This window comes from Kitasatospora xanthocidica, from assembly GCF_014656195.1.
Taxonomy (GTDB): domain Bacteria; phylum Actinomycetota; class Actinomycetes; order Streptomycetales; family Streptomycetaceae; genus Kitasatospora; species Kitasatospora xanthocidica.
This window is the reverse complement of the sequence record NZ_BNBY01000005.1, coordinates 308,301-322,579: the sequence shown is the minus strand read 5'-3', so window position 1 is coordinate 322,579 and position 14,279 is coordinate 308,301. Positions and strand designations below refer to the sequence as shown.

At 71.9% G+C, this 14,279-nt stretch carries 13 protein-coding genes; all 13 read right to left on the bottom strand.

The features are described from left to right. Window positions 1–39 precede the first annotated feature (39 nt). The gene (atpE, locus tag IE332_RS11795; protein ID WP_030235786.1) at window positions 40–276 is read right to left on the bottom strand and encodes an ATP synthase F0 subunit C; all 237 of its coding nucleotides are present in this window, start codon (window positions 274–276) and stop codon (window positions 40–42) included. A 91-nt stretch (window positions 277–367) separates the two neighbouring features. After that, a complete protein-coding gene (atpB, locus tag IE332_RS11790) occupies window positions 368–1,183 on the bottom strand; it encodes a F0F1 ATP synthase subunit A (RefSeq protein ID WP_229928525.1) in 816 nt (271 codons plus the stop codon). A gap of 285 nt (window positions 1,184–1,468) precedes the next feature. Further along, window positions 1,469–1,912, bottom strand: coding sequence for a Cg1360 family ATP-synthase-associated protein (locus IE332_RS11785; protein WP_189915729.1), 444 nt, complete (start codon window positions 1,910–1,912; stop codon window positions 1,469–1,471). 312 nt (window positions 1,913–2,224) lie between these two features. Beyond that, on the bottom strand, window positions 2,225–3,502 hold the full coding sequence (locus IE332_RS11780) for an MraY family glycosyltransferase (protein WP_189915728.1): 1,278 nt from the start codon (window positions 3,500–3,502) through the stop codon (window positions 2,225–2,227). Between the two features lie 173 nt (window positions 3,503–3,675). Beyond that, window positions 3,676–4,956: a serine hydroxymethyltransferase gene (gene glyA / locus IE332_RS11775; protein WP_189915727.1), complete on the bottom strand. Its 1,281-nt coding sequence runs from the start codon at window positions 4,954–4,956 to the stop codon at window positions 3,676–3,678. A gap of 304 nt (window positions 4,957–5,260) precedes the next feature. Continuing rightward, window positions 5,261–5,938, bottom strand: a complete 678-nt coding sequence (locus tag IE332_RS11770; protein WP_373313702.1) for an arsenate reductase/protein-tyrosine-phosphatase family protein — start codon at window positions 5,936–5,938, stop codon at window positions 5,261–5,263. Beyond that, window positions 5,935–6,582, bottom strand: a complete 648-nt coding sequence (locus tag IE332_RS11765) for an L-threonylcarbamoyladenylate synthase (protein WP_189915726.1) — start codon at window positions 6,580–6,582, stop codon at window positions 5,935–5,937. The genes IE332_RS11770 and IE332_RS11765 overlap by 4 nt, the downstream gene beginning before the upstream one ends. Before the next feature lie 97 nt (window positions 6,583–6,679). Continuing rightward, the gene (gene prmC, locus IE332_RS11760) at window positions 6,680–7,546 is read right to left on the bottom strand and encodes a peptide chain release factor N(5)-glutamine methyltransferase (protein WP_189915725.1); all 867 of its coding nucleotides are present in this window, start codon (window positions 7,544–7,546) and stop codon (window positions 6,680–6,682) included. A gap of 63 nt (window positions 7,547–7,609) precedes the next feature. Continuing rightward, the gene (gene prfA, locus IE332_RS11755; RefSeq protein ID WP_189915724.1) at window positions 7,610–8,686 is read right to left on the bottom strand and encodes a peptide chain release factor 1; all 1,077 of its coding nucleotides are present in this window, start codon (window positions 8,684–8,686) and stop codon (window positions 7,610–7,612) included. 190 nt (window positions 8,687–8,876) lie between these two features. Then, on the bottom strand, window positions 8,877–9,098 hold the full coding sequence (rpmE, locus tag IE332_RS11750) for a 50S ribosomal protein L31 (RefSeq protein WP_030057539.1): 222 nt from the start codon (window positions 9,096–9,098) through the stop codon (window positions 8,877–8,879). Window positions 9,099–9,234: 136 nt separating this feature from the next. After that, on the bottom strand, window positions 9,235–10,359 hold the full coding sequence (locus IE332_RS11745) for an LCP family protein (RefSeq protein ID WP_189915723.1): 1,125 nt from the start codon (window positions 10,357–10,359) through the stop codon (window positions 9,235–9,237). A gap of 140 nt (window positions 10,360–10,499) precedes the next feature. Beyond that, window positions 10,500–12,605 (bottom strand): transcription termination factor Rho, encoded by a 2,106-nt coding sequence (gene rho, locus IE332_RS11740; protein ID WP_189915722.1) that lies wholly within the window; start codon window positions 12,603–12,605, stop codon window positions 10,500–10,502. 602 nt (window positions 12,606–13,207) lie between these two features. Beyond that, entirely contained in the window at window positions 13,208–14,146 is a 939-nt protein-coding gene (thrB, locus tag IE332_RS11735; protein ID WP_189915721.1) for a homoserine kinase, read from the bottom strand. Window positions 14,147–14,279: the final 133 nt, after the last annotated feature.

The following is a 14,279-nucleotide window of genomic DNA, read 5'->3' as shown; positions in this document are numbered from 1 at the left end:
CTGAACCTTTCGTCTGGTGGGACTACCGGTGTGCCGGAATTACTTGCCGGTGCCGAACACGAACGGCATGACGATGCCGATGAGCGCGAGCGCCTCGGTCAGCGCGAAGCCGATGAACATGTTCGAGCGGATCAGGCCGGCAGCCTCGGGCTGACGGGCCATGGCCTGAACGCCGTTGCCGAAGATGAGACCGACGCCGATGCCGGGGCCGATGGCGGCGAGGCCGTAACCGACGGAAGCGATGGAACCGACGACGCCCTCAGCGAGCATGCTCATTGCGATTGTCCTTTGCAGGGGTGGTGAACCGGTGGTGATTGGCCACCGGGCGATCACAGGGGGTGGTTCATGGGAGGCCAGGGCCTCAGGCTCAGTGCGCCTCTTCCAGGGCACCGGCGATGTAGCTGCTGGCCAGCATCACGAAGATGTAGGCCTGCAGGAACTGGACCAGCAGCTCGAAGGCGGTCAGGCCGACGGCGACGATGAACGAGGCCGAGCCGTAGAGCGCGCCCAGGGTCGGGCTGAGCAGGTACCAGGAGGCGATGGAGAACATCACGATCAGCAGGTGGCCGGCGAACATGTTCGCGAAGGCTCGGACCGCGAGCGTGAAGGGGCGCACGAAGATGTTCGAGAAGAACTCGATCGGCACCAGGATGAACATGACCCAGCCGGGGATGCCCGACGGCCAGCAGAGGTTCTTCAGACCGCCGACGAAGCCGTGCTTCTTGAAGGTCAGCGTCATGTAGGTGATCCACACGACCGCCGCGAGGCCGGCCGGGAACGCGATCGCCGCCGTCACGGGGAACTGGGCGAACGGGATGACCGACATGATGTTCAGCAGCCACACGAAGAAGAACATCGAGACCAGCATCGGGACGTACTTCTCGCCCTTTTTGCCGATCGTCTCCAGCACGATGGAGCGCTTGACGAAGTCGTAGCCGATCTCACCGACCAGCTGCAGCTTGCCGGGCACCAGGCGCGGCTTCGCGAAGGCGGCCCAGAAGAAGACGACCACCAGCAGCGCGACCACGATCGACAGCAGCATCGGCTTGTTGAACTCGACGCTGCCGATCGAGAAGATCGGCTTGAACTGGAACTCGTTCAGACCCGGAGCCGGGAAGCCACAACCAGCGTCCCCGAAGTGGCAACTGCCTGAGGCGAGGTACGACGTGAGTTCAGCACTCACCACGGACTCCTTCGTCGTGACGCATGGATACGGCACCCTCGGTGTGTCGGCGTGGCCTCGGGCCACGGAGCGGCACTGGAACTTGATGGGTTTCTCGCCGACCCCGCGCGACGGCGCGCTGCGCGACTGCGGGATCATCGAAGACTGCGCGGGTCCGGGGGGCGATCGGTCCGCTGTGCGGACAGACCTGGCCTCTTCCCGTACTCCGTTGTTGCGACGGACGATAGCAGGCCGTCAGTGCGGCATAAACACCGCCCCCCTCGAAGGGGGGACAGCCGGGCCTCGTCACTGTTGACGTCCCGAGTCGGAGGGCTTGTCGCCCTTCTTTTCCGAGGCGTCGGTGTCGACGTAGAAAGTCTTGGCCTTGAGTGCGCCGCGCACCTGGAAGCCCGTCCAGATCAGGGCGCAGCCCAGCAGGGTGAAGGCGAACGCCTGCCGGTTGAAGAGCTCGGTGTTCTTGAAGATCGCGAGCACGATGCCGACCAGCAGGATCTGCGTGGTGTACACCAGCAGCCCGGCGGCCATCAGGATGTGCGGGTTCGACCTGGTCAGCCGGTCGAGCGCGATCTGGCCGAAGCTGAAGAAGGCCATGACGAGCAGTGCGCCGAAGAGGGCGCCGAGCAGCCCCTTCCCACCGGCGACTGCGAAGGAGATCGCCATGGCGATGATCCCGGCGACCGCAGTGGGAATCGCGGCGCCTCGGAGGATCCGGGCGTCGGTGGACGGCATGTCGGCAGCTCCGGCGGCATGTCGATGTGGCGGGGGGACGGGCACAGCGGTGGCGGGTTGACACCGGACCGAGGCATCGCCGCCGGGCCGCCCGCGGGGACGGCGGGCCCGTCGAGGGAGACCGACAGGGACGGAAGTCATCCACCTGTCAGGTCTTTCGGCGTGTTCTCGGTACTCGTGAACGGTATCACAAACTATTTGATGAGAGCTTTACCATGAATGTGTGGCACCTGTCACACCATCGTCTCAACGATTCCGCCGTACGGGTGAGGGCGCCTGACGGGTCGTCAACCACCTTGTCGGCGCCGCCCGTCAGCGACGGCGGCCGGCCGGGCCGTGGTCGGCGGGCTCGGACGGGTTCCGCCCGGCTTCACCCAGGAGTTGCTTGTCCTTCGCCGACAGTTCGGCCATCGGACCTGAGGACTGACGGCGGTACCGCGGCGGGACGAAGGACTGCACCGCCCGCGGGGCGCGCGGCCGGAACCGCGGGATGAGCAGCACCACCAGGCCGAGCAGGCAGAGCCCGGCGAGCGTCAGGACCACGGCACGACCGGTGTTGGTCACCGAGAAGGCCACCGAGCCGAAGGCGATCAGCGCGGCCCAGAAGTACATGATCAGCACGGCCCGGCTGTGCGAGTGCCCGACCTGCAGCAGCCGGTGGTGCAGATGGCGCTTGTCCGCGGCGAACGGCGACTGGCCGGCCCAGGTGCGGCGCACCACGGCCAGCAGCAGGTCGGCCAGCGGCAGCGCGATGACCGTCAGCGGCAGCAGCAGCGGGATGTAGATGGGCACCAGGGTGTGCACGGTGGCGGTCTGCGAACCGGTCTCGTTGCTGATCAGGTCGGGGTCGACCCGGCCGGTGATGGAGATCGCGGCGACGGCCAGCATCAGGCCCAGCATCATCGAGCCGGAGTCCCCCATGAAGATCCGCGCCGGGTGCATGTTGTGCGCCAGGAAGCCCAGGCACATCCCGATCAGCAGCACGCTGAACAGCACGGCGGGGGCCGCGTCGGTGATCGCGTAGCCGTACCAGAGCCGGTAGCTGTACAGGAAGAAGGCGATCGCGGCGATGCAGACCATGCCGCCCGCCAGACCGTCCAGGCCGTCGATGAAGTTCACCGCGTTGACCATGACGACGACCAGGGTGACCGAGATGACCATGCCCTGGGTCGGGCTCACCGCGACCGCGCCGACACCGGGCACCGGGAGGGTGATCACCGTGACGCCCTGCCAGACCATCACACCGGCGGCGATCATCTGGCCGCCGAGTTTCACCAGCGCGTCCACGCCCCACTTGTCGTCGAGCACACCGAGCAGCCACATGATCCCGGCGCCGGACAGCAGCGCGCGGATGTCGGTGCCCTGGCTGAACACCTTGCTCAGGTTGGTGAGTTGCGAGGCGACCAGGATGCCCGCGCAGAGCCCGCCGAACATCGCGATGCCGCCGAGCCGCGGAGTGGGCTCGCGGTGCACGTCGCGGGCGCGCACCGGCGGCATGGCGCCGGCCGCGATGGCGAACTTCCGGACCGGGCCGGTCAGCAGGTAGGTGACGGCGGCGGTGCAGAACAGCACCAGCAGATACTCACGCACCACTGGCCTCCTGCATCACTGTCGAACGGGGAAGTACCGAAGGTACTCCCCTGCCTTCCCGGGGTTCGAGGTGCGTCGCCACGGCACACACCTTATTGAGTCGGACGCCCGGGACGTGCATCGCGGTTCGCCCTCCCGGGTAGGAGATCCGGATGCCCGTGGACGGACGGGTCTCAGGTCCGGTCCGCGAAGGCCCCCGCGAGCTCCCTGACCCGGGCCGCGGCCGGGGCCACGGCGCCGCCGGCGGCCACCCGCGCGACCAGCCCGGCGATCTCGGACAGCTCCGCCCCGCCCATCCCCTGGCTGGTCACGGTGCCCGTGCCGAGCCGGATCCCGGAGGCCTCGGCGGGCGGCGCCGGGTCGAAGGGCAGCGCGCACTTGCCGAGCAGCAGCCCGGCCGCCGCGCAGCGCCGTTCGGCCTCCGCGCCGGTCACCCCCAGCGGGCTCAGGTCGGCCGTCACCAGATGGGTGTCGGTACCACCCGTCAGGGGGCGCATTCCGGCCTCTGCGAGCCCCTCGGACAGTGCCCGCGCCCCGGACACGGTCTGCTCCGCGTACGCCCGGTACGCGGGCGTCGAGGCCTCCATGAGGGCCACCGCCTTGCCCGCCACCTCGTTCATCGCCGCGCCGCCCTGGGTGAACGGGAACACCGCCCGGTCGATCCGCTCCGCCAGCTCCGCCGTGCACAGCAGCAGACCGCCGCGCGGACCGCGCAGCAGCTTGTGGGTGGCCGCCACCGTGACGTCCGCGTAGGGCACCGGCGAGGGCGCCACCCCGGCCGCGACCAGGCCGGTGGTCTGCGCGACGGCGGCGATCAGATAGGCGTCCACCTCGTCGGCGATCTCCCGGAAGGCCGCCCAGTCCGGGTGCCGGGGGTAGGAGATCGAGCCCGCCACGATGGCCTTGGGGCGGTGCTGCCGGGCCAGCTCCCGCACCTGGTCGAGGTCGATCAGCCCGTCGCCCTCCCGGACGCCGTAACCGGTGAAGGTGAACCAGCGGCCGGAGAAGTTGGCGCGCGAGCCGCAGCTGAGGTGGCCGCCGTGCTCCAGCGACATCGCCAGCACCCCGTCGCCGGGCTTCAGCAGCGCCGCGTACGCCGCCAGCATCGCCGAAGTCACCGAGCGGGGCTGGACGTTGGCGTGCGGGGCGGCGAACAGCCCGCGGGCCCGGTCGACCGCCAGCAGCTCCGCGGCGTCCGCCAGCGCGCAGCCGGTGTGGTGCCGGCGGCCCGGGTAGCCCTCGGCGTACTTGTCGATCAGGGGGCCGGTCAGGGCCGCCAGCACGGCGGGGGTGGTGAGGTTCTCCCCCGCCAGCAGCTGGATCGTCTCGGCCCGCCGCTCGGCCTCCGCGGCCAGCAGGTCGGCCAGCTGCGGATCCGCCCGGAACAGGGCCTCGGACGCCCAGGGGCGCCCCTTCGTCGTGGTCGAGCCGGTCGCGGCTTCGGTGACGGTCATGGCGGGGCTCCCGGGCGCTGCGGGTGGGGGCACCTCCCAGCCGGAGGCTGGGGGCCGGTCAGTCCAGCGTAGGACCGCCACCGGCGCCCGGCCCGCCGGAACGGGGCCGTTCGGGCCCCCTTTTATTGCGCTCGGCTCGCCTCTTATTGCGCTCGGCTCGCCTCCGGGCCGCTCCGGCCCGGCGCCGACGGTCGGCGCTCCAATGCCCTCGTCCCTCGGGCCTCCTCGCTTCTCCCTTTCGGCACCGGCGCGGCCCTTCGGCTCGCTCGCGAGCGGTGCCGCTCGCCGGGTGTCGCTCGCGGGGTCAGCGGGGTGCGGAGACGCCGGTGAGCGCGGTGACCACCGGGTCGACCGCGTGGAATATCTCCTCGCCGCAGTTGCGGAACATGCCGATCGGGGCCCCGTACGGGTCGTCCAGCTCGTCCGACTCCGGGGTGGCGGCCAGCAGCCAGCCGCGCAGCGCGGCGGCGGCCCGGACCAGTGCGCGGGCCCGCTCGGTGACGTCGGCACCGCGCCGCGGGTCCGGCAGCGTGCCCGGGTCGATCGTCCGCACCAGGCGGGTGAACTCCTTCAGCGTGAAGGTGCGCAGCCCCGCCTCGTGCCCCATCGAGATCACCTGGGCGCGGTGGTCCAGGGTCGCGGTGAGCACCAGGTCCGCCTCGACCACGTGCTCGTCCAGCAGTTCCCGGCCGGTGAAGCCGCCGCTGTCGGCGCCGTACTCGTCGAGCACGGTCGCGGCGTGGTCCTCCATCGGCGCGCCCACGTGGCCCCAGGTGCCGGCGCTCTCGACCAGGATCCGCCCGGCCACCCGGGGGCTCAGCCGGGTGTCCAGCTCACGCCGGGTGAGCCGCTCGGCGATCGGCGATCGGCAGATGTTCCCGGTGCAGACGAACAGGATCCGGAAGTGGTCCAGCGGCCTGGGGCCCACGCTCAGGTACGGCGCTATGCCGGGCCCGGCATGGAGCGAGGCGATGGGCGTCAACTGCCGGCCTCCAGGTCGGGGACGACCTCCCTCAGCTGCTCGACGCTGATCGCGCCGGCCCGCAGCAGGACCGGGACCTTGCCGGTCACGTCGACGATGGACGAGGCGGCGGAGTGGTCGGCCGACCCGCCGTCCAGGTAGACCGAGACCGCGTCGCCGAGCTGCCCCTGCGCCTCGTCGCAGGTCAGCGGCGAGGCTCCGCCGATCCGGTTGGCGCTGGAGACGGCCATCGGACCGGTGGCGTTCAGCAGCTCGATGGCGACCGGGTGCAGCGGCATCCGGACCGCGACGGTGCCGCGGGTCTCGCCGAGGTCCCAGCGCAGCGAGGGCTGGTGCCGGGCGACCAGGGTCAGCCCGCCGGGCCAGAAGGCGTCGACCAGCTCCCAGGCCTGCTCGGAGAAGTCGGTGACCAGGCCGTGCAGCGTGGTCGGCGAGCCGACCAGCACCGGGGAGGGCGTGTTGCGGCCGCGGCCGCGGGCGGTCATCAGCTCGCCGACGCCCTCCGGGGAGAAGGCGTCCGCGCCGACCCCGTACAGGGTGTCGGTGGGCAGCACGACGAGTTCGCCGCGGCGGACGGCCGAGGCGGCCTCGCGCAGACCGGTGGCGCGGTCCCCGGCATCGGCACAGTCGTAGCGGCGGCTCATCGGTGCGGTCCCCTTCCGGAGTGGCTCTCGGCGGTCACTACGGCCGTCACAGCGGTCACAACGACACCCTGCGGGCTGTTGTACTGTGCTCGACGGTTCACAACGACACCCTGCGGGCGGTTGTGAAGCGCGGCCGGTTGTTCAGGTCGCGGTGGTCGGCGGTGTCCGTCCAGCCGCGTTCCTCGTTGAAGATCCACGGCACCTGGCCGCCCTGCTGGTCGGCGTGCTCGATCACCACCGCGCCGCCCGGGCGCAGCAGCCGCGCGGCCACCCGCTCGATGCCGCGGATGGTGTCCAGGCCGTCCTCGCCGGAGAACAGCGACATCTGCGGGTCGTGGTCGCGGGCCTCCGGCGCGACGTACTCCCACTCGGTGAGCGGGATGTACGGCGGGTTGGAGATGACCAGGTCGAAGCGGCCGTCCCAGGAGCGGTCGTCCTCGAAGGCCTTGGTGGCGTCCCCGGCGTGCAGGGTGACCCTGGCGCGGTCCGGGCTGGCCTCGATGTTGCGCCGGGTGTACTCGAGCGCGCCCTCGTCCAGCTCGAAGGCGTGCACGGTCGAGCGCGGCAGCTCCTGGGCGAGGGCGAGGGCGATCGCGCCGGAGCCGGAGCACAGGTCCACCACCAGCGGCTCGGCCACGTCCATGTCGCGCACCGCGTCTATGGCCCACTCGACGACCGTCTCGGTCTCCGGCCGGGGCACGAACACCCCGGGGCCGACCTCCAGTTCGAGGTAGCGGAAGAACGCGCGTCCGGTGATGTGCTGGAGCGGCTCGCGCGCCTCGCGGCGCGAGACCGCCTCCCAGTAGCGGGCGTCGAAGTCGGCGTCCTTCACGGTGTGCAGCTGGCTGCGCTTGACGTGGTGGACGTAGGCGGCGAGCTCCTCGGCGTCGAAGCGCGGCGACGGCACGCCGGCCGCGGCCAACCGCTGGGTGGCCTGGGCCACCTCGGCGAGCAGCAGGTTCATCCGTACGACCTCATGTTTCTGCGCTCCGGCTTCGGACCGCGCGTGGGCTGGGGCGCGCCGGTCTCAGTTCTCTTGGGCCGCGGCGAGCTTGGCCGCCGCGTCCTTGTCGACGCAGGACTGGATCACCGCGTTCAGGTCGCCGTCCAGGACCTGGTCCAGGTTGTACGACTTGAACCCCGTGCGGTGGTCCGAGATGCGGTTCTCGGGGTAGTTGTACGTCCGGATCCGCTCGGAGCGGTCCACCGTGCGGACCTGGCTGCGGCGCGCGTCCGAGGCCTCGCGCTCGGCCTCCTCCTGCGCGGCGGCCAGCAGCCGCGAACGCAGGATGCGCATCGCCTGCTCCTTGTTCTGCAGCTGGCTCTTCTCGTTCTGGCAGGACGCCACGATACCGGTCGGCAGGTGGGTGATCCGGACCGCGGAGTCGGTGGTGTTGACCGACTGGCCGCCGGGGCCGGAGGAGCGGTAGACGTCGATCCGCAGGTCGTTGGCGAGGATCTCGACCTCGACCTCCTCCGCCTCGGGGGTGACCAGCACGCCCGCCGCGGAGGTGTGGATGCGGCCCTGGGACTCGGTGGCGGGGACGCGCTGCACGCGGTGCACGCCGCCCTCGTACTTCAGCCGGGCCCAGACGCCCTGGCCGGGCTCGGCGTTGCCCTTGGTCTTCACGGCCACCGAGACGTCCTTGTAGCCGCCGAGGTCGGACTCGTTGGAGTCGATGAGCTCGGTCTTCCAGCCGATCCGCTCCGCGAAGCGCAGGTACATCCGGAGCAGGTCGCCGGCGAACAGCGCGGACTCCTCGCCGCCCTCGCCCGCCTTGATCTCCAGGATGACGTCCTTGTCGTCGCTCGGGTCGCGCGGCACCAGCAGCAGCCGCAGCTCCTCGGTGAGCTCGTCCCGGCGCGCCTCGGAGTCCTTCACCTCGGCGAGGAACTCCGGGTCCTCCGCGGCGAGTTCGCGCGCGGCCTCGATGTCCTCGCCGGCCTGCCGCCACTGCCGGTAGACCCGGGTGATCGGGGTCAGCTCGGCGTACCGCTTGGCCAGCTTGCGGGCGTTGTTCTGGTCGGCGTGGACGGACGGGTCGGCCAGCCTCGTCTCGAGGTCGGCGTGCTCGACGAGGAGCTCTTCGACTGCCTCGAACATGGGGTGGCCTTCTTCCCGGGGGGTTCGGATCGTGCGGGGCGCGGAACGCGGAGGTGCGGAACGCGTGGGGCTCGGAGCGTGAGGCTCGGGAGCGTGGAGCTCGGATCGCGCGGGGGGACGCGAACGGCGCCGGTCCCCGGCGCCCCCGACAACGAGTACGGGGGCACCGGGAGCCGGCGCCGAGGGAGCGCTAGGCCTTCGCGCTGTGCTGCTTGCCGAAGCGGGCCTCGAAGCGGGCCACGCGGCCACCGGTGTCGAGGATCTTCTGCTTGCCGGTGTAGAACGGGTGGCACTGCGAGCAGACCTCGGCGCGGATCTCGCCACTGGTCTCGGTCGAGCGGGTGGTGAACTCGGCACCGCAGGTGCAGGTCACGCGGGTGACCACGTACTCGGGGTGAACGTTGGGCTTCAAGGGGTTCTCCTAGGTTTCGGGAGGGCACCGGGTCGGCGGCTGGGGCGCCGCACGTGAACCGGGACCGACGTACCAGTCTGCCAGGACCGGCCGCATCTTCCCAAACCGGGGCGCGTTCCGGGATATTCCGGGCCGCTCAGCGCGCGGCGGTGGCCTTCGCGCTCGGCTTCCCTGCGGACCGCGCGGGGGCCGTCGGGGAGGCCGTGGGGGCCGCCTGGGCGGGGTTCTCGGGCTGCGCGGAGACGACGGCCCGCGGGACCTCCTGGTCCGCCTTGAGCGCCGCCCAGAGCTGGTCGGCCTGCGGCTGCTGCTCGACCACCCGGTTCGGGTCGCCGGGGGCGGCCTCCACCGGCAGGGTGACCATGTCCAGCTGGTCCGGCCCGATCCCCTTGAGCTCCTGCACCAGCCCCACCAGGGAGTTCACCGAGCCGAGCGCGGAGTCGGTGGTGATGCTCTTGGTCACGGTGTCACCGATCGACCACAGCTTGACCGGGTCGGTGAACAGCCCGGCCCCGCCGGCCTGCCGCAGCAGCGACTTCACCATCTGCTTCTGCAGCTCGATCCGGCCGAGGTCGCTGCCGTCGCCGACGCCGTGCCGGGTGCGGACGAAGGCCAGCGCCTGCTTCCCGTCCAGGTGGTGCTCCCCGGCCGCCAGGTCGAGCCCGCTGTCCTTGTCGTGGATGGCCACCGTGGTGGTCACGGTGGCCCCGCCTATCGCGTCCACGACCCGGGCGAAGCCGGCGAAGTCGATCTGCAGGTAGTGGTCCATCCGCAGCCCGGTGAGCTGCTCGGTGGTCTTGACCGCGCAGGCCGCGCCGCCGCTCTCGAAGGCGCTGTTGTACATCGCGCGCTTGGCGCCGGGCACGGTCCTGCCGCTCGCGTCGGTGCAGTCGGGGCGGGCGACCAGGGTGTCGCGCGGTATCGAGACGATCTGGGCGCGCGAGTGGTCCTGGTTGACGTGCAGCACCATCGCGGTGTCCGAGCGGGCGGTGTCGCCGGTGTTCCCGCCGGCCAGGTCGCCGTTCTCGCCGTTGCGCGAGTCGGAGCCCAGCACCAGGACGTTGAAGGAGCCGTCGGTGGCGGCGGGCGGCCTGGCGTCGCCGAGGCGGCCGTCGATGTCGACGCTCTTGATGTTGCCGTTGAGCCGCACGTACGCGTAGACGGCCGCGCCGGCGCCGAGGACGACGAGCGCGACGAACGCGCAGGCGGCCGTCCGCAGGACTTTGCGGCGGCGACTCGGGACCCTCTTGTGCTCGGCCATACGGTCCAGAGTAAATCGGACAACATGATCCAAAGCCCCCAAGTTGTCCCAACTCTGGAACAACCCGGGCACGGACGCACGGAACCCCGGACCGCTCGCGCGATCCGGGGTTCCGTGCTTCGACAGCCGTCCGGCTACGGTCAGTCGCCGGAGCCGGGGGTGGTCTTGGCGATCTGCATCAGGAACTCGGCGTTGCTCTTGGTCTGCTTCATCTTGTCCAGGAGCAGCTCGATCGCCTGCTGCGAGTCGAGCGCGTGCAGCACCCGGCGGAGCTTCCAGACGATGGCCAACTCCTCGCTGCCGAGCAGGATCTCCTCCTTGCGGGTGCTGGAGGCGTCCACGTCGACGGCCGGGAAGATGCGCTTGTCCGAGAGCTTCCGGTCGAGCTTGAGCTCCATGTTGCCGGTGCCCTTGAACTCCTCGAAGATCACCTCGTCCATGCGCGAGCCGGTCTCGACCAGCGCGGTGGCCAGGATGGTCAGCGAGCCGCCGTTCTCGATGTTGCGCGCGGCACCGAAGAACTTCTTCGGCGGGTAGAGCGCGGTCGAGTCGACACCACCGGACAGGATGCGGCCGGAGGCCGGCGCCGCCAGGTTGTAGGCACGGCCCAGGCGGGTGATCGAGTCCAGCAGGATGACCACGTCGTGGCCCAGCTCGACCAGGCGCTTGGCGCGCTCGATGGCCAGCTCGGCGACGGTGGTGTGGTCCTCGGCCGGGCGGTCGAAGGTCGAGGAGATGACCTCGCCCTTCACCGACCGCTGCATGTCGGTGACCTCTTCCGGACGCTCGTCGACCAGGACGACCATCAGGTGGCACTCGGGGTTGTTGTGGGTGATCGCGTTGGCGACCGCCTGCAGCACCATCGTCTTGCCGGTCTTCGGCGGCGCGACGATCAGACCGCGCTGGCCCTTGCCGATCGGCGACACGAGGTCGATGATCCGGGTGGTCAGCACGCCCGGGTCGGTCTCCAGGCGCAGCCGCTCCTGCGGGTACAGCGGGGTGAGCTTGTTGAACTCGGGGCGGCCGCGGCCGCTGTCCGGGTCCATGCCGTTGACGGAGTCCAGCCGCACCATGGCGTTGAACTTCTCGCGGCGCTCGCCGTCGCGCGGCTGGCGCACCGCACCGGTGATGGCGTCACCCTTGCGCAGGCCGTTCTTGCGGACCTGGGCGAGCGAGACGTAGACGTCGTTCTGGCCCGGCAGGTAGCCGGAGGTGCGCACGAACGCGTAGTTGTCGAGGATGTCGAGGATGCCCGCGACCGGGATCAGGACGTCGTCCTCGCCGATCGGCGTCTCGACGGGGCCGGCCTCGAAGCCGTCACGGCCGCGACGGCCACGGCGGTCGCGGTAGCGGCCGCGACGGCCCCGACGGCCCTCGCCGAACTCGTCGTCGTCGTAGCCGCCCTGCTGGACCTGCGGCTGCTGGGTCTGCGGGGCCTGGCGGCCCTGCTGCTCGCCCTGGCCGCCGCTCTGCTGCTGGCCGCCCTGCTGGCCCTGGCGCTCGGGCCGCTCGGTGCGCTCGCGGCGGTTGCGGCGGTCGCGACGCGACTCGCGGGACTCGGCGTCCTGGGCCTCGCCGGCCTCCGGACGCTCGGTGCGCTCGCCGGTGTCCCGGCGCTCGCGGCGCTCACGGCGGTCGCGGCGGCTCTCGCGGCCGTCCTCGCGGCCCTCGAAGCCACGGGTCTCGGCCGGGCGGGCCTCGGCCTGCTTCGGCTCGGCGACCGTGACGGTGGCGGCCTCGGCGGCGGCCTCGGCGACCGGGGCGGTGGGGGCGCCGGCGGCCGAGGTGGCACGGCGGCGGGTGCGCTCGGCGCGGGCCGGCGCGGCGGTCTCGGCGGCGGCCTGGACCGGGATCTCGATCTGGGCCTGCGGCTCGGCGGCGGCCGGGGCCTCGGCGGCGGCCTCGGCCTTGGCGGCGGCGGCCTTGGTACGGCGGGCCGGCTTCTCGGCCGGGGCCTCGGCGTCCGCCTTGGCGGCGGTGCGCTTGGCGGCCGGGGCGGAGCCGCCGGCGGCGAGCAGCGGGTCCCCGCCGCTCTTCTCCTTGATGGTCTCGATCAGCTGGCTCTTGCGCATGCGTCCGGTACCGGTGATGCCAAGATCCGCGGCGAGCTTCTGCAGCTCGGCCAGGACCATGCCGTCCAGGCCCGCGGCGGCACTGCGGCGGCGCCGCGGGGCAGCGGGGGCGGCGGCTGCGTCCGACGCGTCGGCGTCCGGGCGCGCGCCCATCAGATCGGTGGAGTCGCTCACTAAGGGTCCTTCCCTGGAGCGGACGTCGGCCTGTCTGGCTCGGCGACCGGTTGTGCTGTCCTGACCAACGCTCGACTGCGTCGGTCCGAGGCGGTGATCCCTCGAATGGCGGGAGCCTGTCGAGGGAGAGCTGCGAGGTGCGGTGCGTGAAGCACGGTGGTGCTGAGTGGCGCGTGGGCCGGTCGTGTGTCGACCTCCCCTGAGGGCGTAACCCCCACGCTCCCTGCGAATCCCGGGCCCCCGTCGCGTGACGGTGGCCCGCGCTCAGCCCGTCCTGGCCTCAGGTAGGAGGCCGCGGGTGGGAGTCAGGTGCCGTCACGGCTTCGGGATGCGGCCGCATGTCGCGCAGGCAGGCTGCGTACGCGCTGCGGTGGGCTCCCGGAGAATCGTCGCCCCGTGCATCGCCGGGGCTCCACGGCAGTGGAGCGCTGGGATCGGGACGCGGCGCACCGAGCCCCGGAGGGCACCTGGTGCAGCAATGAGGTTAACACTACCGACCCCCTCAGACATTCCCCAGCCTTGCGCTTGCCAATCGTGTCCGGCCGGCCCGGCTCGGCGCGGAGCCGGTGCCGGGCGCCGGACGGGCGGCCCGAACGGCCTGGTCAGACGTCCAGCGGGAGCACGACGGCCCCGGCGCGGTCGACGTCCAGCCGGTGCGCGGCGAACGCCGGGTCGCCGCCGTGGCCGTGGTGCCCGGCGAAGGAGAGCACCTTGTCCGCGCCCGCCTCGTCGGTGAGGGCCAGGACGGTCGGGCCGGCCCCGGAGATGACCGCGGGGACGCCCTCCGCGCGCAGCGCGCCGACCAGGGCGGCGCTGTCCGGCATGGCGGAGGAGCGGTAGTCCTGGTGCAGGCGGTCCTCGGTGGCGGCGAGGAGCAGCTCGGGACGCCTGGTCAGGGCCTCCACCAGCAGCGCGGAACGGCCGGCGTTGACGGCGGCGTCGGCCAGCGGGACGGTCTTCGGCAGCAGGCCGCGGGCGGTCTCCGTGAGCACCGCGCCGGCCGGGACGAACACCACCGGGACGACCTGCTCGGAGGGCTCCAGGGCGATCGCCTTGGCCGACTCCTCGTCGGTCCAGGCGATGGTGAAGTTGCCGCGCAGGCAGGCCGCGACGTTGTCCGGGTGGCCCTCCAGCTCGGAGGCGAGGGCCAGCAGCGCGTCGTCGTCCAGCGCGGACGGACCGCCGATGGTGACGGCGCGGGCGGCCACGATGCCGGCGCAGATGGCGGCGGAGGAGGAACCGAGGCCCCGGCCGTGCGGTATCCGGTTGGCGCAGACCACTTCGAGGCCGCGCGGCTGGCCGCCGAGCCGGTCGAAGGCGGCGCGCATCGAGCGGATCAGCAGGTGGCGCTCGTCGCGCGGCAGCGTCTCGGCGCCCTCGCCCGCGATGTCGACGGAGAGGCCGGAGTCGGCGACCCGGACGACGACGTCGTCGTACAGGCCCAGCGCGAGCCCGAAGGCGTCGAAGCCCGGGCCGAGGTTGGCACTGGTCGCGGGAACCCGGACCCGGACGGCGGCGGCACGGAACGCGGGACCGGCCATGCGGTGGACTCTCCTGGGGAAATCGGGCGGCGCGGAGCGCGTCGTCGGTGCGAGGGTGGGGAAAGGGCCGCGGCCCCACGGGGGCGGGCGGTCACAGTCGTCGGCGCGGCCCGGACGGTACCGGGCCCGGGGC

What these genes read in the sequence shown, in the direction of transcription:
- IE332_RS11745 (WP_189915723.1), bottom strand. Translation starts at nt 10,359, where the DNA reads ATGGCCGAGCACAAGAGGGTCCCGAGTCGCCGCCGCAAAGTCCTGCGG.
- IE332_RS11765 (WP_189915726.1), bottom strand. Translation starts at nt 6,582, where the DNA reads ATGAGCCGCCGCTACGACTGTGCCGATGCCGGGGACCGCGCCACCGGT.
- prmC (WP_189915725.1), bottom strand. Translation starts at nt 7,546, where the DNA reads ATGAACCTGCTGCTCGCCGAGGTGGCCCAGGCCACCCAGCGGTTGGCC.
- IE332_RS11785 (WP_189915729.1), bottom strand. Translation starts at nt 1,912, where the DNA reads ATGCCGTCCACCGACGCCCGGATCCTCCGAGGCGCCGCGATTCCCACT.
- atpE (WP_030235786.1), bottom strand. Translation starts at nt 276, where the DNA reads ATGAGCATGCTCGCTGAGGGCGTCGTCGGTTCCATCGCTTCCGTCGGT.
- glyA (WP_189915727.1), bottom strand. Translation starts at nt 4,956, where the DNA reads ATGACCGTCACCGAAGCCGCGACCGGCTCGACCACGACGAAGGGGCGC.
- prfA (WP_189915724.1), bottom strand. Translation starts at nt 8,686, where the DNA reads ATGTTCGAGGCAGTCGAAGAGCTCCTCGTCGAGCACGCCGACCTCGAG.
- thrB (WP_189915721.1), bottom strand. Translation starts at nt 14,146, where the DNA reads ATGGCCGGTCCCGCGTTCCGTGCCGCCGCCGTCCGGGTCCGGGTTCCC.